This is a genomic window from uncultured Microbulbifer sp. (genome assembly GCF_913055755.1).
Taxonomy (GTDB): Bacteria; Pseudomonadota; Gammaproteobacteria; order Pseudomonadales; family Cellvibrionaceae; genus Microbulbifer.
Genome location: NZ_CAJXKH010000075.1, coordinates 1 through 19,384 on the forward strand (window position 1 = coordinate 1; position 19,384 = coordinate 19,384).

Here is a 19,384-nt window from a genome sequence, read left to right on the forward strand (position 1 = left end):
CAGGGCGTCGGTAACCGTGACAATGCCCGCCAGTTCCCCCTCCCGCATCACCAGTACCGAACCGATCCCGGTATCCGCCATGGCCAGCATGATCTTGTCCAGGGGGTCGTGGATGTCGGCGATATAGGGGCGGCGGGCGCAGAGGTCGCGGACGTACAGTTGCTGCTCTTCCAGGCGGTGGCCGGGGGAGTTGGCGCGCTCGATATCGTTGTGGGAAATGATGGTCTCCAGGTCGCCATCCCGGGTAACCGGAAGGTGGTGCACACCGTGTTCTTCCATCAGCTTTTCCGCTTCCTCGATGGGGGCGTCCATATCGATATGGTAGGGAAAGGGGGTCATCAGTGCCGCGAGGGTAGGCATATGGTGAATATCTCGCTGCTTGGACATAAAGTATTCGATCCCTGTTGTTTTGGTGTGTGTCGTGGCCGCAGATATCGCAGTTACAAGGATAGGACACAAATCGAAACCCGGGCCGCTGCCTGCAGCCCGAAAGCCCTCTGATTTCGCCTCGTGTTGGGATGATAGACGCCATTTGGATCGAGGGTTGAAAGATCATTCCTTTTCCGGGTGTGTACAGTTGCTATTTGGCGATGAATGGTTATTATGCGCCTCACCGCCATATACAGTGCGCCGGCAATCGGTGCGCGGAACTAATGGCGGCAACTTCTATTATTGACTCAATATTGTTGATATCCGGGAAAGGCCCTTTCTGCCCTGTGGTTTACTTTTCGATGGCGGGAAGGGGCGATATACGTCGCGCGTATCTGCCCGGTGGATATCTGTCTGGATAAGCCTTTATTGTTAAAGTTATTTAATAGCAGTCACTGAATGATTTTATCTGTATATCACCGGGATCTTTCTCCTATATTGATATCCACAGCATTTCCTGTCTGCGGCAATAGCGAGATATCTCGATTGTCGCGGGCGTATAACTGTAACGGCACCAATACCGCTAAAAAGATGCCGCAATAGCACTATCAGATAATTACTTGTCCCATGAATCGAGGCTCAAAGAATATGTTTCAGGAATTCGACCAGATCGAACAGCAAATCGCAGAACACCAGGCAAAGATTGAAGAGCTGCAGCAGCAGATGGCTGCGGCGGAGAAGAAAAAGCAGGGCGTGATTGCGTTCGACAAGGCACTGGTCAATCTGGCTGCCGAATATGAAATGGATGAAGAAGAGCTGTATGTGGCGCGCGGCGAGCAGATCGTGGAATGGCTGATTGGCCAGCTGGATGACGAAGATGCGCCGGATTTCGTGAACTCCCTCAAGGCCCGCGTTGCCCGTCACCTGAAGCGCCAGGGCGAGACTCCCCGCCGCGGTGCGCGCCGCGCCGCCAGCGCCAAGCCGGCGGAGCCCAAGCTGGAAACCGGTCACTACCGCAACCCCTATACCAACGCCACCATTGAAAAGAAAAAGCGCAATCCCAAGCAGCTGAACCAGTGGGTTGCCGAACACGGCCTGGAAAAAGTGAAAGAGTGGAAGATCTGATTGCCGGATTTCCGCGATTGCGACCACAGAGCGCCCGTTCACGGGCGCTTTTTTTTGCCTGTGTGAAATACGGCCGTTGGCTGCCGGTCTGGTACTGACACAAAGGTGACTTCTGCCACGTGCGCTGGCAGTACTTCTTTACATTATTTGGCAGGGTTGATATCAACGTCGTACAACGGGAAAGTTGCATAACGACAAGGAGGTACCCGTGCCGAATTTCTACCTGTATCGCCCCCGTCAGCTTGTTCGCGCCCTGAGTCTGTGCGGGACGCTGGCTCTGTGCCTGCTGCTATCGGCATGCAATTTCGATGGCGCCTTTGGTGCCGGGACTGACGGTTCCAGCAGCTCCAGCAGTTCCGGTGGCAGTAGCTCTGGCGGCAGCAGCTCCAGCAGTTCCGGCGGCGGCACCGGGGTGGAGACCGAGGGGGTATTTAACGGCGGGCGTATCGCCGGGCTGCATTACGAAACCCCGAGTTTTTCCGGGCTGACCGATGCCGACGGTATCTATCGCTACCGGGATGGTGAAGAGGTGCGCTTTTCCCTCGGCGGTATCGTGCTGGGCAGCGCCCGCGGCGAACCGGAGCTCAATCTGTTTGACCTGGTAGGGTCAGAGCCGATTACCCGGGAGGCGCTTGTACGGGCGGCGCTGGAAGACCGCCAGCGCGTAGACGACCTGGACCGGGTGGGCAACATGGCCCTGTTGCTGGTGACCCTGGACGTGGACCAGGATCCGGCAAATGGTGTCGATCTCGGCGACTGGGACAGTGAGCTGGCAGATTACCAGGTCGACTTCGGCTACGACTTCTATGAGTTCCCGCAGCGCCGCGGGCTCGACGCGCTGCGGGCGATACGCAGCGCATTCGACATTGCCTACCAGGTGCCCGGCGCCACACCCCTCATTTTTGTTTACGACGCGCTGGGTATTGCGATGCCCGCACATGTGCCGGTGCGCGAGGTGATCGATGAGGACAACGACAATATCGCCGAGTACGAAATAAAGACGACGTACAACTCTCTCGGGCTGCCGGAGGAAATCCACGAGTTTCCCAATCAGAATACCGGCGCCAGCTGGGATCAGTGGCTGCGTTACCGCTACGACGACGAAGGGCGCAGACTGCTGATCGAGCAGGAGCGCGATGACGATGGCGGCGGCCGTATCGACAGCTTTACCCGCAGCACCCTCAGTTACGACAACAACGGCCTGCACACTGCCAGCAACACGGAAAGTGGCGCGCAGGTGGTGGAGAGCCGCAGCGAGGCGGTCCTGCAATACGACGGCGGTGGCAACCTGACGTTCTACCGTTTCGAGCGCGACCAGGATTTCGACCTGATCGTGGACCACAGGTTTGAAGTCGCCAGCCAGTACACCAGCACCGGCCTGCTGCGGGTCAGCCAGCAGGAAACGGATGCCGACAACAACGGCAGCGTGGAGCGGCGCGAGCGGTTTGAATACAGCTACATCGATGGCCTGCTCAGCAGGGCACTGCAGACCCTGGACGAAGAAGATATCCGAGTGAATGGCGTGATCGACGCAGAGGTGGAAATTATCTACCAGTACGACAGCGACCAGCGTTTGATCCGGGAAGAGCAGCGGATTGACGGCGACGGCAACGGCATTACCGATAGCAAATATATCCTGAGGTGGTCCTACAACGGTGAGGGGCAACTGGAAAAGGAAATCCGGGAAACTGACAGTGATGCCAACGGTTTTGAAGAGACCCGGCAAACTTTCGAATTCAGCTACGACGAGATGGGCAATATCATCGAGCTGGAGGTGCGTTTTGATGAAAATGCCGATGGCACCACCGACTCGATCAATATTACCGATTACCAGTACAATGATATTGGTCAATTGACCGTGATCGAGACCTTTACCCGCATTCCCGGCGGGGTGCGGGAGCGCACTTCCCGCGAGCGCCGCACCTATGGCGACAGCGGCGAGCGCTTGACGCGATTGCGGGAGACCTTCAGCGGCTCCGTCTTCGCCGATGAAGAAACCGAACAGCGTTGGACCTATGACACTATCGATGAGGGCCTGTATTTCCTGGTGGATTATTTCCGTCGCAATCCGGGACCTACCCTGATTGGCCGCGATGACTGTTTGAAATTGCGTGGATTTGAAGGGGGCAGCGTGTGCGAGAAACCGTTTGTCAGCCCGGAAAACCCGCCGTTGCGAAACAACAATTAAGTCCTGGAAAAATGGTGTGTATGCGGCCGCTGGGGCCGCATACGGTGTTGATAACAAGGTTGATAAAACTGTGCGCTGCTCAGTGCATCTTCAAACGCGGTTTCACAAAGCGGTTGGCGTGTCCCACCAGGTACAACAGCATTGCCTTCGGCCAACCGTGCAGCGCCGCCAGGTGCATGCGATAGAGGGAGCGATAGGCCAGTCCCGCCAGGCGTCCCTCGATGGTCAGGCTACCCCTGACCAGACCGCCCATCAGGCTGCCCACCGCATCAAATTTTGACAGTGATACCAGCGAGCCGCGGTCCTTGTAGACAAAGGGTTGCAGCTGGGTATCCGGTCCCTCCACCAGCGCGATCAGATTGTCCCGCGCGGTTTTCGCCATCTGCTGTGCCGCCTGTGCCCGCGGTGGCACTTTCTTTTCATTGCCGTCGATACAGCCGGCGCAGTCACCGAGCGCGAAAATATGCGGATCGCTTTTGCTCTGCAGTGTTGCCTTCACCTCGACCTGGTTCTGGCGATTCAGTGCCAGGCCGTCGAGTTGCTGCAGGAAGTCCGGCGCCTTCACACCCGCGGCCCAAACCCGCACCGCCGCCGGAATTTCCTCTCCCGACGCGGTGACAAAACCGCGGGCATTGGCTTCCGCCACCTGGGTGCCGGTCAGTACCCGCACACCCAGCCGCGCGAGTTCCTTTTCGGAACTGTTGCCCAGGCGCGGCGGCAGTGCCGGCAGCAGGTGCGGGCCGGCTTCGATCAGGGTCACCTTGAGGTCGCCGTTGGCAATGCGCCCGTAGTGGCCCATTTCATGTGCCGCATCCACCAGTTCCGCCGCCAGTTCCACCCCGGTGGCGCCACCGCCGACGATGGCGATCTGCACCCTGTCGGCAACGCGGTTTTCCAGTTGCAGGAACTGGTCGAGCAGTTTGCGGTGGAAGCGCTGTGCCTGTTCGGCACTGTCGAGAAACTGGCAGTTTTCCCGCACCCCGGGGGTGTTGAAGTCATTGCTCTGGCTGCCGAGCGCGATCACCAGGTAATCGTATTCCAGTTTGCGCGCCGGCAGCAGTTGCGTACCGCCGTCGTCGCAAACCGGCGCCAGCTCGATGGTGCGATTGTTGCGGTCAAGCCCCTGCAGGCTGCCCAGCTCGAACTGAAAGCCGTTACCGCGGGCGTGCACCTGGTAATTGAGGGCGTCGAGGCTGGAATCCAGTGCGCCGGTGGCCACCTGGTGCAGCAGGGGTTTCCAGATATGGGTGCGGTTGCGATCGACCAGGGTTACCTGGGCGGCGGGGGATTTGCGCCGGCGATTGAGGAGTGGGGAAAAGGAGAAGTAGCGGCCGAGACTGGTGGCCAGCTGCAGTCCGCCGGCGCCGCCGCCGATAATCACGATTTTCTTCATGGCAGAGATTTCCTGTAGAGCAAAAAAATGCGTCGCTCTTCGCGCGTCCGTTTTTGTCGGGCGGCGGTCTCTGTGAAGACCCGTGTGGAGGGCTGCGTTGTCCCTCCAATCATGCTATGGCGGCCATACTACGCCACTCAGCGCGTTTGGCAACGCCGAGTTGGTTTCATCGGAAAGGGTTTTTCGCGGGATTCAGGAAATCAGCTCGGTATAGCGTTCGGCCATCTGTTTCCAGTCGCCATTTTTTGACAGGTGGATCGGCTGTGGTGCGTAGAGCAGCTGGTCCCCGCTTGCGGGAAGCTCGTCCACAAATCCGATGATGGCACTGTGGCGGCAGCCGGCGCTGTGCAGTGCCTGCAGGCAGGCTTCCGCCTGTTCCGCCGGTACCGAAGCCAGCAGGCCGCCGCATACCTGCGGGTCGATCAGAATCGGCAGGTAGGGCTCCGCCTGCCAGGCGGTGGGGTTCTGAATTGCGTCGTAGGCGCGGGCATTGTGGCGCTGCAGGCTCGGCAGCAGCCCGCGCTGGAGACAGTAAGTGGCGCCCGGCAGCAGCGGCAGGGTTTCCGCAAACAGGCAGGCGCCCAGTTGCGGCGCGTAGCGCTGGCTGTCGCCCCGGCTGCTGCCGAGAGCGTCGCGTTGCCACTGCAACATTTCCAGTAACTTTCCCAGCAGCCCGATGCTGCCCACCGCCGCCAGCGCACTCGCCCGGTGTGTCGTGAATATATCGGCGGCGGGGGCATTGCTCTGCAGCATCACGTCGAGTCCCTGCTGCAGCCAGCGCGCGCGGGATTTTCCCAGTGCGTCGGCGGCGAGCAGCGTTCCGGTACCCAGCGGTTTGCTCAGAATCAGACAGTCGCCGGCGCGGGTGCCGGTGCTCGCCAGCAGGCGCTCGCGGTCCGCCAGACCGTTGATGGTGAGCCCCAGGTGCAGGTCGCCACCGGCACTGGCCTGGCCGCCATTCAGGGTGCAATCGCAGGCGTCCAGTTCCTTGCGTACGCCGTCCAGTAACTGTTGCAGGTCCCGCCGCGCGGTGTCGGCGGTGGCGTGGGGCAGGGTGACCAGCGCCTGCGCACTGTGGGGCTGGGCGCGCCCGGCATAGATTCCCCCCAGGGCATTGAGCGCCGCAAGTCGCCCAAATAGCCAGGGATCAGTGACCGGCGCGGCCAGCTGCTGGGTATGTTGCAGCAGTACCTTGCCCGCGGGCACCTTGATGCTGAGCGGGCTGCCGCCGCTATTGCCCAGCGGGTAGCCGGATATCTGCGCCATCTCCCTGGCCGTCTGCGGTTGCAGCAGTCGGTGCAGCGGATCACGGGAGGCGGCCGGCCGGCGGTCGCGGAATTTGTGCACAGGGTTTTTCGGCGAGTGTGAGGCAGCAGTTGCCGGGTCGCGGACTGCGGGGGCAAGGTTCAACTGCTGCAGGAAGCGGCGGTCCCGATAGTCTTTCCAGCGCCACAGAAACTCCCCTGCCAGCGCAATTCCACTGCGCGAGGCAATCGCGCGCTGACCACCACAGGTCAGCAGGCGAAAAAATTCCCCTCGCGCACGGTAGCGGGTGAGTGGCTTTGCCTGCAGCGTCGCGCGCAAGTTTCGGTATAGCGTCTCTCCCTGGTGCAGGGCATTGGCGCAGGATTTGCTGCTGGGCCTGGCCCTGGATTGGGCGGCGGGAGCGTCGGGCAAAGCCGCGACATCGCCGGCGGCAAAGACATTGTAGTGACCCCGGGCGCGCAGATGGTGGTCCACCTGCACAAACCCGTTTTCGTCCAGCGCCAGGCCGGACTGTGCCAGCCACGGTGGTGCTGTGGGTTCGGTACAGAGCATCACCTTGTCCAGGCCGAGAAACTTGCCCTCGTCGTTGTGTATTCCGCCGTGGGTGATTTCCGTCACCCTCCAGTTGCGGTGCACCTGAATTTTCAGGCGGCTCAATTCCCGCGCCGCCAGGCGCCTGGCCAGCAGGGGAAAACCCTGGGGAAGCTTGTTGCCGGCCTCGACCAGGTGGATTTCCACCCGGCCGCTGTACAGCTGCTCTTCCAGTGCACAGGCCATCGCCATGGCGAGTTCGCAGCCGCCGGCCCCACCGCCCACCACAGCCAGTTTGAAGGGCTGGTGATTGCTGAGAATCTGCTGCCTGAGTTGCTGCCAGTTGCGCTGGAAGTGATCTGCCGGTTTCACCGGGATCGCGAGCTCTGCGCCGGTAATACCGCGATTGGGCGTGGCCCCCACATCCAGCGACAGCAGGTCGTATTCCAGTTGCGGTCGTCCCAGCAGGGAAATGCGGCGCTGCTCCACGTCGATCTGATGTGCACAGGCCTGTACGAAGCGCGCGCCGGCGGCGCGGCACAATCGCGGTAGATTGATGTGGATGTCGCTGTGGGAGTAATGACCGGCAATCATGCCCGGCAACATGCGGGAAAAGGCACTCTGCAGATGTGGGGATACCAGAGTCAGGCGCGCGCCGGGCACCGGATTCTGTGCCCAACGCTGTAACAATACTGCGTGGCTGTGACCGCCACCGATCAGCACGATGTCCTGAATTTCTGAATGCTCCCGCATGAATATTTCACCGCATAAGGCCGGATTTCCGGCGCTGTTGGGTTGTCCAGCCCGGGCGCCAAACGCACTGGTTGAAATATAAACAGTGTAATGGTGTCTGAAGAATTGGCACGGGGTTCGTGCACAGTCGTGAAGCATGTGACGCCGGAAATATAGCTGGCTCTGGCGCAGACGCGAATAAATATAGTCCAAGGAAGCAGTGGGCGACGCCGTTGCCCACGGGGCTGGTCTTTACTTATGGAGCCGCAATCGCCCGAAACGTGGCTCACGTTTTATCAACGCGGGCCCTGATTGTCGGGGGAGATGGCCGCGCGCCGTGGAATACCTGCGCGTGAAATCCATTGCGTCGAGTTTTGATGTCCGCTTCCTCCGCCAACACCGCCGAACAACAAAAAGGAAGTCGCCGCCTGATCTGGCTGCTGGTTTTTGTGTTGCTGTTTGTTGGCGCGCTGAACATTTTCCTCGCCAGCATCTTGCCCGGTGCTATTCAACGCTGGCTGGGTGAGCGCGGTCTCGAAGCCAATATCGAACATATCCAGCTGTCGCTGCCGCGCCTGCATGTGGGGCTGCGCGGTGTCGAGGTGCGCAATCAACAGGGGCGCGGGTTCAGCGCCCGCGAGGCCTCCCTGGGCCTCAGCTGGTGGTACCTGCTGCAGGGCAAGATCCACGTCAATCTGGTGGACCTGGAAGGGGTGCACTTCGACCTGGAATCCCTGCCGGGCAAGCGCGGGCGGGTCTGGGAAATCGGTGGCTGGCTGCTGGGCGAGGGGGAAAAAAAAGCCAAGAACTGGCGGGTGGACATGGCGGCTGCACGCCTGCGCGATGGCGTCGTCTGCTACCAGCACAAACCCCAGTGGACCACCGCCAGCTGCGCACACATCGACGAACTGGCGCTGGAGGACTTCACTATTGCCGGCCGGCGCCTGGGCCAGGAACCGTTGCGCTTTACCCTGGGGGTCGACGACCTGTACCTGCGCAACCTGCTGGCGTGGGATGAAAAGCCGCAGGGTGAAGGCGCAGCGAGTGCGACCGCCGGTACCGCTGCAGAAGTGGAGGCGGGCGAAGGGGATATGCATAAATCCGGACGCGAGCATCCAACCCTCGTGGTATCGCGACTGAAAATCAGCGATGGCCTGTTCCGGCGCCCCGGCAACCGCATCACCGCCGAGGATATTTTTGCGCGCAAGATTGCCGGTTGCCCGCCGCGGCGCTGGGCCGCAGCGGTGCCCGGGCTGAAGCGCATTGTCGGCCACTGCGCCAGCAGCCGCCGGCTGGAACTGAAAGGTCCGCTGACGTTCGCTTTCGGCAAGCAGGCGACGGTGGCCTGGCGCCGGGCGAGTGGCCAGGAGGTGCGGCTGCGCTATGCCAACCGGCGCCTGCCCAACTGGCGTGCGGAAACCATTGCCATCAATCGCTTTGAGTATCTGCGCGCGGAGAAAAATCTCAGCTGGCTGAGTGCCGGCAGTACCGGCTTTTCCTGGTGTCCCAGCCGCTGGCGCAGCACACGGCAGCACTACTGTCTGCGCGCCGGCAGCCTGCGCCTGCCGCTGCCTACCGCAATGGCGTGGGCAGATGGATTCGACTTCGCCACCCGCGAGCCTGTGTTGCAGCAGGGCACCCTGCTGGACCTGGATGCGAAGCAACCGGCGAAAAATCCACTGAACGTCAATCACCTGCGGGCGGAATCCATCGGTTATACCGGCGCGCGGCGACGGCTGGAGTTACAGGGGCTGGCGCTCGATGGCGCCGCTGGATGTATTCCGGGGCAGTTGTGGCAGAGCCCGGACCAGTGTGTACAGCTGACGCAACTGGCGGCGCCGCAGACATTGGCAGTGGATTTCCCCCACCGGGTGCGCGGGCAGGGCCTGGGTATCAGCAGCGGTCCCTTCCGCCTGGAGCAGTTGCGGCTGGCGCCGGCGGGTGCACCGGAGGACAGCATCCGCGACGACCTGCTGCGGGTCAGCAAACTGCAGTGGGCGCGTGCGGCGCTGGGATCTGCGGACGACGCACAGCTATTGCAGGATTTCGCTGCCGTGCAACTGGCAGGCTGTGTGCCCGAGCGCTGGTTGCCGGGGAGGCAGGCCGCCGGCGACCTGTGTATGCAGCTGGCAGAATTGCAGGGAGAGGGCAGTTTTTCCCTGCACACCGGCGATACCCCCCATTTGATCCTGGGGAAATTGCAGCTTGACCGGCTCACCCTGGGCGACCACCTCGCCGACACTCCCGATCCGTCGCGCGGCCTGGTTCTTTCTAAGTTGCAGCTAGATAGCGGGCTTTTCCGCCACAGCGCGCGCACGCTGGCGGACGGTGAGGAGCCCGTCCACCTGCCGGTTGTGGATGACGCCTTTGCGGCGGGTGATAAACGCTCTGCGGAGGACGGGGCAATAGCGGAAACCGCGGAGAAAGGACAGCTACCGGAGCGGCTTGCCGGTGAAGGGGAAAGCACACCGGACAATGCCGCCGAGACGGAAGAGTTGACGCGCTTGGAATCACTGACGGAAGCCGAGCTGGAATCTCTTTCCCTCTCCAGTATGGAGGGCTGCCTGGCGGAGAGCTGGCAGCAGCTGATCTATTCCGGGCAGAACTATTCCGGAAAAGCGTGGCAGAACCGGCCGCAATGTGTCGATATCCAAAACCTGCAGCAGCGCCAGCCACTGCACCTGGTGCTGGCGCGCGAATCTGGCGAAGAACATCGGGGGCGCCTGCGTTTTCACTTTGATGCCGCCGCGCTGTCCCTGGACAAGGCCCGCGTTACCGCGCTCGATGAACGCGAGCTGCTCGCGCTGGAACAGTTGCGCCTGCCCCGGGTAGAAATCTCCCTCGACTCGTCGCCACTACAGGCGCAGGTGGATGTGCCGCGGCTGGCGCTGGATCGCGTGCATTTTTGCCTGTCGCCGGAGCGCTGTGTGAACGGCGCCATGCTGCGCACCGGAGAGCAGTTTGTACTGGACTACAACCGCCATCGCTTCAGGGCAGATCTCAACAACCTGGCAGTGGAAGAGTTTGCCCTGAGTGGCCCGCCGCAGGCATTCACCGCCCGTGCGGACAAGCTGGAGAGCCTGCAATTGAAAGCGCAGTTGCCGCGACGAGCGGGCGCGCACGCGGACTGGCAGATGCAAAACCTGCAGGCAGAGGCGCTGGAGGTGTGCTGGCCCGAGCAAGCGCCAGGGGAAGGTGCGCCGTCGCGGCTGCCGCGCTGTGTTCGCGCCAGCGATGTGCAGTCCCGGGGGCAGGGATTGCAGGTTGCACGGATCGGCCTGCAGCAGGCGCCGGGCGCATCCGCACCGACACAGCTGGCGGTAAACGATGTGAGTGTCGTGCGCCTGGGGCTGGCACAGCCGGCCCGGGGACCGTTGCAGCTGAACCTGCATGGACTGGCGCTGGAATCGGTGCGCGGCTGCGGCCTGGAGCAGTGGTTGCCAGAAGGCGCTACGGGAATGGGAGCGCGAAACTGGGCCGGATGCCTGTCCAGCGGACGGATTCAGTTGACCGGCGACAACCTGGTGGCTCTGGGGTCTGCTAGCGACGCGGCGGACGTGCAGCGCGCAATTCCGCGGCTCGACTTCGGCGCCGCCCGGGCTGCCAACCTGGCGCTGCGGCGGCAAGCGGGCGGTCAGCCACAGATTGCGGTGCGCGATATCCACTGGCGGGCCCTGCGCTGGCCCGGCGGGCGCCAGTTGCAGGTCGAAGAACTGGCGGTGCGCGATGTCTCCGGGTGCCTGCCCTCCGTGCGGGGGCAGGTACCGACGGCAGACCCGCTGTGCGGAACACTGGCGCAGCTTACCTTTAGCGGGCGTCAGCAACTCCGTCTCGGCCCCGCATTGGAGGTCAGCGGCCATCTGGAACTGGCGGGTTTTGCCGCCAGCCAGGGCGGACGCAAACGGATCGCCATCAACAGCCTGCAGGTGGATGGATTGCTGCTGGACCGGGAGCGCCTGGTGCTGGACGCGGGAGAGGTAAGCGGGGTCAGCGGCTGCCTGCCGGAATTCCGCCTTGGTGAGAAAACCCTGTCGCCCTGCCTGCAGGTGGGGCGGGTGCAAATGCAGCGGGAGCATCGCGTTGCGCTCGGGCACCTGGAGCGGGGTGGCAGCCAGCGTCACTTCCGCAATATCCGGGTGGAGGGGCTGCAATTGAAGCAGCGGGATTTCCCCGCCGATCTGCCCGCGCAATTACTGAATGTGGAATTGCTGGAAGCCGATGTGCTCGCGGTGGGGCGCCGGCTGTTGCAGGCGGAAAACCTGCTGCTGAAAAATATCAGCAGCTGCCTGCCCCGGGGTTACCTGGAGAAAGTGGAGCACTGCGTGCACGTTGCCGAAGGCCGCGCCAGTGGCGGCTTTGATCTCGACCAGCGCAGCCTGACGTTGGCCGCAGTCGAGCTGGCGGATGTTCTCCTCGTGCACAACCGTGGCATGACCCTGTTCGAATCGACCCGGGTGAGCGCGGAACAATTCCAGTGGCTGAGAAAACAGGTCGCGTTTGCCCAGCTCAATGTGGCGCAGGGCAAGTTATTCCGGCGCCGGGAGAATGCCGAGGAATTCAGCCGGCGGCAGTGGAATTCCGGTTTCGAGCAGTTGCAGGTAAACCGGTTCCTGTTCGATCCCGCTGCGCGGCAGCTCGATATCGATACGGTTTACCTGCTGCAGCCGAACAGTATGCTGGCGCGGGGGCGCGGTGGTGACTTCGGCGCCTGGGAGTTTTTGCTCGGAGGCGAACAGGCTCCCGGAGAAGCTGTACCACATCGTTACCGCCGCGGAGACCTGAGCCGGGAAGCGGGTCGCTTTCACTACCATATTGGTGAAGTGGTGGTGGATGACGGCCGCTTCCTGTGGCAGGACAATTATCACGAATATAGCGCGCGCCTTCCCATCGACGAGATCAATATCCTGCTGCGCGGGGTCAGCAGTGCAAGCAGTGATCCACCGGCGCTGCTTCTGGTCAATGCCCGCCCCGGCGGCTTCGGCGACCTGCAACTGGCGGGGCGCCTGGATCTGCTGCCGGATCAAAAGTGGGATGCCAGTCTGCTGGGCTATATCGTCGCCGCCAACCTGATTCCCGCGACGCCCTACATGGCCAACCTGCTCGGTTACAAAATTCTCCAGGGCCAGCTGGATGCCGAGTTGAACATCCAGGTAGATGACAACGAAGTGGACGCCCTGGCGGACATGCTGCTGGAAAAAATCAAGGTGCGGCGGGTACGCGATCTTGACCACCTGAAAGTGAAACGCACCCTGATCCCGTTGAGTCTTGCGCTGGCACTGATAAAAAACGGCAAGGGAGATGTTCAGTTCAAGATGCCGGTCACCGGCGACCTGTACGATCCGAAATTCAATTTCAGTTTTATTTTCAGCGACCTGCTGCAGCGGGCCATCATGGAGTCGCTGTTCGCCTATTTCACCCCGGTCGGTTTTTACAGCCTTGCGAAACTGGCGTGGGCACGCTTCCGCGCGGTGGACTTCGATCCGGTGGAATTTGCCCCCGGCAGCAAAGAGCTGAGCGCGACAGCGCGGGCCCAGTTGTCCGACAGCGTGGCTCTGATGCGCGACAACCCCCAGGCGCGCCCGGGAATCTGCGGGATTTCCACCGCGCTGGACATGCGCGCGCTGCACGCGGATGACGTGGCCAGGAGCGGCGCTACCCGCGAGGCCCGCGAAGAATTCCTGCGCGACCCGCCCAGGGAAATCCGCGAGGAAATGCGGAAGCTGGCGTACAAGCGCAGCGAGGTGGTGCAGCGCTACCTGCTGGAAGCGGGCCTGAACGCGGAAGACTTCATCCAGTGCGCGCCGGACTATATTGGTACCGATTTCGATCAGCCGCGGGTGGAAATGTCCAACTGATACCGGAGCAGAAACTATGGCCAGGAATCTTGCGCACAAACTAATCGAGGCCCACCTGGTTGACGGCAGCATGACGCCGGGTGAGGCGGTGACCCTGAAAATCGACCAGACCCTCACCCAGGATGCTACCGGCACCATGGTGATGCTGGAATTCGAGGCCCTGGGGCTGCCGCAAGTGAAAACGGAATTGTCCGCCCAGTATGTGGACCACAATATGATCCAGGCGGATTTCAAGAATGCCGACGATCACCTGTTCCTGCGCAGTGCCTGCCGCAAATGGGGCATCTGGTTTTCCCGCCCCGGCAACGGCATCAGCCACGCGGTGCATATGTCCTGCTTCGGTATACCCGGCAAAACCCTGCTGGGCGCCGACAGCCACACCTGCGCCGCCGGTTCCTTGGGCATGCTGGCAATGGGCGCGGGCGGCCTGCAGGTGGCGCTGGCGATGGCGGGGCTGCCATTTTCACTGACCATGCCGGAAATCATCGGTGTCGAAGTCACCGGCAAGCTGCCGCCCTGGGTGAGCGCCAAGGATGTGATTCTGGAAATGCTGCGCCGCTACGATGTAAAAGGCGGCGTCAACAAGATCTTCGAATATTACGGTCCCGGGCTCGACAACCTCACCGCCATGGACCGCCACGTGATCGCCAATATGGGCCAGGAGATGGGGGCTACCGCCAGTGTATTTCCCGCCGATGAGGCGGTGCGGGCGTTCCTGCAGCAGCAGGGGCGCGCAGCGGATTTTGTTGCGCTGCAGGCCGATGCTGGCGCGGACTATGACGCCCGCGAAAAGCTCGACCTGTCGCAACTGGAGCCGCTGATTGCCTGTCCATCCAGCCCCGGTAATGTGGTGCCGGTGCGTGAGGTGGCCGGCAAACCCATTTACCAGAGTTACATAGGCTCCTCTGCCAACCCCGGGCTGCGGGACTTTGTGATTCCCGCAAAAATGGTGTCGGGGCGCGAGATTCCCGAGGAGATCTCCTTCGATATCAATCCCAGCAGCCGCCAGCTGCTGGAGGAAATCAGTCGCAGCGGTGACCTGAATACCCTGCTGCAGGCGGGCGCACGCCTGCACCAGACCGGTTGCAACGGCTGTATCGGCATGGGCCAGGCGCCCGCCAGCGGACGCATCAGCCTGCGCACGGTGCCGCGCAATTTCCCCGGCCGTTCCGGCACCAGGGAGGATCAGGTTTACCTGTGCAGTCCGGAAACCGCGACCGCCAGCGCCCTCACCGGCAAGATCACCGATCCCCGTGAGATGGACATGGACTATCCCGAATACACCGAGCCGGAAGCGTTGCCGGATATGCGCCCGCTGTTACTGGCGCCGCGAGATTTCTCCAAGGAGGTGCCGGTGGAAATCGCGCTGGAAAAAGGGCCGAATATCCAGCCGCTTCCGGAATTCGAGCCGTTGCCGGATCAATTGTCGGGTCCGGTTTTGCTGAAGGCCGGGGACAATGTTTCCACCGATGAAATTTTACCCGCGGGTACCGAAATACTACCGCTGCGCTCCAATATTCCGGCCATCAGCCACTACACCTTTTCCCGTATCGACGAGACTTTTTACCAGCGCGCGAAAGACCTGGGCGGCGACAGCTTCGTCATCGGCGGCGAGAATTACGGTCAGGGGTCCAGCCGAGAACACGCGGCGATTGCGCCCCGTTACCTGGGCGTGCGCGCGGTCATCGCCGTGTCCATGGCGCGCATCCACCGCCGCAACCTGATCAATTTCGGCGTAGTCCCGCTGCTGTTCAAGCAACCCGAAGACCTGGCGCGGCTGGGCCAGGGCGACGAACTTGTGTTTACCGCGTTGCCCGAGCAGCTGCAGAATGGCGATGTCGTCTCCGTGCAACTGGCGGACGGAAAATCACTGGAACTGAGGCACAACCTGAGCGGGGAAGAGGTGGCCACGGTTATTGCCGGTGGCCTGATCAACAAGGTGCGCACGGAAAAGCTGGGCAACTGAGCAACGTTCATTGCCGCGGCGTTCTACTGTTTTGCCGGGTACAGGCGGTCCAGCCGCAACCGCTCGCGGCCATCGAACAGCCGTCTTGCGGCAATACTCACCGCGACAAAAGTGCCGAAACCGGTGCCGGCGGCGATGGTGAACATAATCAGTATCTGGTATTTCACCGCCAGTGCGGGGGCGGTGCCGGCGAGTATCTGTCCGGTCATCATCCCCGGCAGGGAGACGATTCCGGCGGCGGCCATGGAGTTGATGATCGGCGTCAGGCCGGCGCGCATGGCATTGCGGCGAAAACCGCTGCAGGCCTGCTGCCAGGTCTGTCCCAGCATCAGGCGGTTTTCAATTTCATCCCGCGCGCGCCACGCGCTTTCGGTCAGGCGTTCCAGCCCCAGGGCGACGCCGGTCATGGTATTGCCGAGCAGCATCCCCAGCAGTGGAATCGCATACTGCGGCGCGTACCAGGGCTCGGGGCCGATCACCGCAACCAGGGTCAGCACCGTCACACTGAAGGCGGAGACAAACATCGACAGGGTGCCGATTCCGAAACTCCAGCCGCCGCGCAGACGGTAGCTCTGGCGCGCCATCACCTCGCGCCCCGCGAGCAGCAACATCACCAGGCCCATCAGCGCAACCCAGTGCAGGCTGCCGACGGCGAACAGGGTTTCCAGCACCAGCCCCACCAGCGCCAGTTGAATGGCGGTGCGCGCCGCGGCGATCAGCAGCGAGCGGCCGACGCCGAGACGCGCCAAAAACGTACACAGGGCGAGCGCAATCACCAGGCCCGCCGCCATCATCAGCTGCCACCAGCTCAGCGCAATCACATTCACGGTGCCGTCTCCGCGTCATCCTCCAGCAGTCGCTTGCCGTCGATGCGCAGGTGGCGATTCGCCACCCGCGCAATCTGGTCTTCGTGGTGGGCGACCCACAGCACCGGGCATTTCTGCTCGCGGATATAGTGGCGCAGCCAGTCTTCCACCTGCGCGGTGGATTCCCGGTCCAGGTTGGCGGTGGGTTCGTCCAGCAGCAGCACCCGTGGTGCAAACGACAGCGCGCGTACCAGCGCCAGGCGCTGCTTCTCCCCGGAAGACAGCCGTGTAACCGGCCAGCTTGCCGCGTCTTCGGGTATGCCCACCGCCGCCAGTGCCTGCGGCATCGGCTGCGCAAAATGTTCTCCCACGGTATCGAACCACCAGGCGCTCTCCGCCGGAATCATCATGATTTCCCGTCGCCACTGGTGCGCCGGGGTGTCCTGCTGCCTGCGGTCCCCCAGTGCGACGGTGCCTCGGTGGCGCTCCAGGTCCGCCACCGCCCGCAGCAAGCGGCTCTTACCGCTGCCGGAGGGCCCGGACAGGCAGGCGATCTCTCCCGGGGAAATCTCCAGTTCGACATCTTCCAGGTCGCCGATCGCGACGCGGTGGAGCTTCAGGTTTGCCAAGGGGATTCCTTAAAGTGCAGGCGAAAGGTTCAGCCGAAATAGCCGATCCCCTTTGCCATCAAGGCGCCGCACAGCGCCATGCCGACGATGGCCGTCAGCTCGACGTGTATGATGAGCCGCATCCAGCGCCGCTGGCGCTCGCCCAGCTGTGGCACCTGCCCCTGGTTCAGCAGCTTGCCCCAGCGCAGGAACTGTATGGTGGGGTAGATGGAAAGAATCGCCGCGAGGGCAAACAGCGTGAGTTTTGCGTGGAAGGCGCCGTTGTGGAAATAGTAGGCGGCGCCCTTTTCGAAGTAGAACACCCGCAACAGGCCCACCGCCAGCAGGGTGATGGCGGCCACACCGAGGATGCGGTCCACGATCTGCAATTTGCGCGCACTCTGCAGGGTCAGGGATTGTCCCAGAACCACCAGCTGTATCGTCAGCACGGTGGTCATGGTGAGAAAAGCCAGGTGGTGCAGGAAGGCAAACAGGGCGGGCATGGGACAACATCCTTGCAGGTTGATAGGTACTGGCAGGGCTGACTGCCGCAGTAATAGAGCTGTTTTGTAACAGCAATCCCCGTGCAAGCGCAATCGCGTGCCCTTTGAACCGCTCGCCGGTTACCGCCATAATCCGCCTTTTCCGAGCAAAATAACGAGACTCTCGCAGTATGACTGAGCCCTCTGTCTACGAAGCGTCAGAACGCCAGCACCTGGCGGAATACACGGAGAAGGCGTACCTGGATTACTCCATGTACGTGATTCTGGACCGTGCGCTGCCCAATATCGGTGACGGCCTCAAGCCGGTACAGCGCCGTATCGTCTACGCCATGAGCGAGCTGGGCCTCAAGGCCAGCGCCAAGTACAAGAAGTCTGCGCGCACCGTGGGCGACGTGATCGGTAAGTACCACCCGCACGGTGACAGCGCCGTGTACGAGGCAATGGTGCTGATGGCGCAGCCGTTCAGCTACCGCTACCCGCTGGTGGACGGCCAGGGCAACTGGGGCTCCCCGGACGATCCCAAGTCCTTCGCCGCCATGCGTTACACCGAATCCCGCATGGGCAAGTACTCCGAAGTGCTGCTGTCCGAACTGGGGCAGGGCACCGTGGACTGGCAGCCGAACTTCGACGGCACCATGGATGAACCCGCGGTGTTGCCGGCACGGGTGCCCAACATCCTGCTGAATGGTACCACCGGTATCGCGGTGGGCATGGCCACGGATATCCCGCCGCACAACCTGCGGGAAGTGGTGGATGCCACCGTGCACCTGCTGGAGAACCCCAAGGCCACGGTATCCGAGCTGTGCGAGTTTATTCAGGGCCCGGATATGCCCACCGATGCGGAGATCATTTCCCCCCGCGCCGACCTGCAGAAAATGTACGAGACCGGCAAGGGCTCGGTGAAGATGCGCGCGGTGTGGAGCCGCGAGGATGGCGATATCGTGATCACCGCGCTGCCATACCAGGCCAGTGGCGCCAAGGTGCTGGAGCAGATCGCCGCGCAGATGCAGGCGAAGAAACTACCGATGGTCTCCGACCTGCGGGACGAGTCCGACCACGAAAACCCCACCCGCCTGGTGGTCGTGCCCAAGTCCAATCGGGTGGATGCAGACCAGGTGATGAACCACCTGTTCGCCACCACCGACCTGGAGAAGAGCTACCGGGTCAACCTGAACATGATCGGTATCGACGGTCGTCCGCAGGTGAAGGCCCTGGACAAGATCCTGTCGGAGTGGCTGAGCTTCCGCACCGTGACCACCAGACGCCGGCTGCAGTTCCGCCTGGACAAGGTCGAGAAGCGCCTGCACCTGCTGGCCGGTTTGCTGGTGGCTTTCCTCAATATCGATGAAGTGATCGAGATCATCCGCACCCACGACGAGCCCAAGCAGGAGCTGATGCGCCGCTTCGAACTGTCGGACGTGCAGGCGGAATACATCCTCGATACCAAATTGCGCCAGTTGGCGCGCCTCGAGGAAATGAAGATCCGCGGCGAGCAGGCGGAGCTGGAGAAAGAGCGCGATACCCTGACCAAGACCCTGGAGAGTGCGCGCCGACTCAAGACCCTGATCAAGAAGGAACTGCTGGAAGCTGCGGACGAGTTTGGCGACGAGCGCCGCTCTCCCATCGTCCAGCGGGAAGAGGCCAAGGCGTTCAACGAAGCGGACCTGCTGACCTCAGACCCGATTACCGTGGTGCTGTCGTCCAAGGGCTGGATCCGCCAGGCCAAGGGCCACGAGATCGACCCCTCCTCCCTCAGTTACAAAGCCGGCGACGACTTCAAGTACGCCGCCCGCGGCAAGAGCAACCAACCGGTACTGCTGCTCGACAGCACCGGGCGCAGTTACGCCATCGCCTCTCATACCCTGCCTTCGGCGCGGGGCCAGGGCGAGCCCCTGTCCGGGCGCATCAACCCGCCCTCCGGTGCCACCTTCGAAGGCCTGCTGATGGGCAGCGACGAGCAGAAAGTGCTGCTGGCGTCCGACGCCGGTTACGGCTTTATCGCCAAGTACGCCGACCTGCAGTCCCGCAACAAGGCGGGCAAG

Annotated in this window: 11 protein-coding genes; 5 read left to right on the top strand and 6 right to left on the bottom strand. The window is 62.2% G+C overall.

Going from position 1 to position 19,384, the window contains the following annotated elements:
• Positions 1-387, bottom strand: a 387-nt coding sequence (locus tag QZ511_RS12470) for a CBS domain-containing protein (RefSeq protein ID WP_295802839.1), incomplete at its 3' end; no start/stop codon positions are given.
• 630 nt (positions 388-1,017) lie between these two features.
• Between QZ511_RS12470 and QZ511_RS12475 the strand changes: the two genes are divergently transcribed.
• Together QZ511_RS12475 and QZ511_RS12480 are read left to right on the top strand one after the other, a co-directional pair.
• Positions 1,018-1,494, top strand: coding sequence for a hypothetical protein (locus QZ511_RS12475; RefSeq protein ID WP_295802840.1), 477 nt, complete (start codon positions 1,018-1,020; stop codon positions 1,492-1,494).
• Positions 1,495-1,702: 208 nt separating this feature from the next.
• Positions 1,703-3,682, top strand: a complete 1,980-nt coding sequence (locus QZ511_RS12480) for a hypothetical protein (protein ID WP_295802841.1) — start codon at positions 1,703-1,705, stop codon at positions 3,680-3,682.
• Between the two features lie 79 nt (positions 3,683-3,761).
• Here the strand turns inward: QZ511_RS12480 and QZ511_RS12485 are convergent, their stop codons facing one another.
• Positions 3,762-5,075 carry an NAD(P)/FAD-dependent oxidoreductase gene (locus QZ511_RS12485; RefSeq protein WP_295802842.1) on the bottom strand — a complete coding sequence of 438 codons (1,314 nt, stop codon included), beginning with the start codon at positions 5,073-5,075 and terminating at the stop codon, positions 3,762-3,764.
• A 192-nt stretch (positions 5,076-5,267) separates the two neighbouring features.
• Positions 5,268-7,625, bottom strand: coding sequence for a selenide, water dikinase SelD (gene selD, locus QZ511_RS12490; RefSeq protein ID WP_295802843.1), 2,358 nt, complete (start codon positions 7,623-7,625; stop codon positions 5,268-5,270).
• A gap of 356 nt (positions 7,626-7,981) precedes the next feature.
• Here selD and QZ511_RS12495 point away from each other — a divergent pair, with 356 nt between their 5' ends.
• Both QZ511_RS12495 and QZ511_RS12500 read left to right on the top strand, forming a co-directional pair.
• Entirely contained in the window at positions 7,982-13,459 is a 5,478-nt protein-coding gene (locus QZ511_RS12495) for a DUF748 domain-containing protein (protein ID WP_295802844.1), read from the top strand.
• 16 nt (positions 13,460-13,475) lie between these two features.
• A complete protein-coding gene (locus tag QZ511_RS12500) occupies positions 13,476-15,425 on the top strand; it encodes an aconitate hydratase (protein ID WP_295802845.1) in 1,950 nt (649 codons plus the stop codon).
• Between the two features lie 23 nt (positions 15,426-15,448).
• On the opposite strand, the gene fetB is transcribed toward QZ511_RS12500, so the two are convergent.
• Genes fetB through QZ511_RS12515 form a run of 3 tightly spaced genes read right to left on the bottom strand, consistent with a single transcriptional unit; the run spans position 15,449 to position 17,342 of the window.
• Positions 15,449-16,252, bottom strand: a complete 804-nt coding sequence (gene fetB, locus QZ511_RS12505; RefSeq protein ID WP_295802846.1) for an iron export ABC transporter permease subunit FetB — start codon at positions 16,250-16,252, stop codon at positions 15,449-15,451.
• Entirely contained in the window at positions 16,249-16,860 is a 612-nt protein-coding gene (locus tag QZ511_RS12510; protein WP_295802847.1) for an ATP-binding cassette domain-containing protein, read from the bottom strand. The genes fetB and QZ511_RS12510 overlap by 4 nt, the downstream gene beginning before the upstream one ends.
• Positions 16,861-16,889: 29 nt before the next feature.
• The gene (locus tag QZ511_RS12515) at positions 16,890-17,342 is read right to left on the bottom strand and encodes a DUF2214 family protein (protein WP_295802848.1); all 453 of its coding nucleotides are present in this window, start codon (positions 17,340-17,342) and stop codon (positions 16,890-16,892) included.
• A 170-nt stretch (positions 17,343-17,512) separates the two neighbouring features.
• On the opposite strand from QZ511_RS12515, the gene parC reads away from it, so the two are divergent.
• Positions 17,513-19,384: DNA topoisomerase IV subunit A (parC, locus tag QZ511_RS12520; RefSeq protein ID WP_295802849.1), on the top strand; the 1,872-nt coding region annotated here is incomplete at its 3' end.

Bases quoted from the DNA above. Each gene is read 5' to 3' on its own strand.
- QZ511_RS12475 (WP_295802840.1), top strand. From the start codon at position 1,018: ATGTTTCAGGAATTCGACCAGATCGAACAGCAAATCGCAGAACACCAG.
- QZ511_RS12485 (WP_295802842.1), bottom strand. From the start codon at position 5,075: ATGAAGAAAATCGTGATTATCGGCGGCGGCGCCGGCGGACTGCAGCTG.
- selD (WP_295802843.1), bottom strand. From the start codon at position 7,625: ATGCGGGAGCATTCAGAAATTCAGGACATCGTGCTGATCGGTGGCGGT.
- QZ511_RS12495 (WP_295802844.1), top strand. From the start codon at position 7,982: ATGTCCGCTTCCTCCGCCAACACCGCCGAACAACAAAAAGGAAGTCGC.
- QZ511_RS12500 (WP_295802845.1), top strand. From the start codon at position 13,476: ATGGCCAGGAATCTTGCGCACAAACTAATCGAGGCCCACCTGGTTGAC.
- QZ511_RS12515 (WP_295802848.1), bottom strand. From the start codon at position 17,342: ATGCCCGCCCTGTTTGCCTTCCTGCACCACCTGGCTTTTCTCACCATG.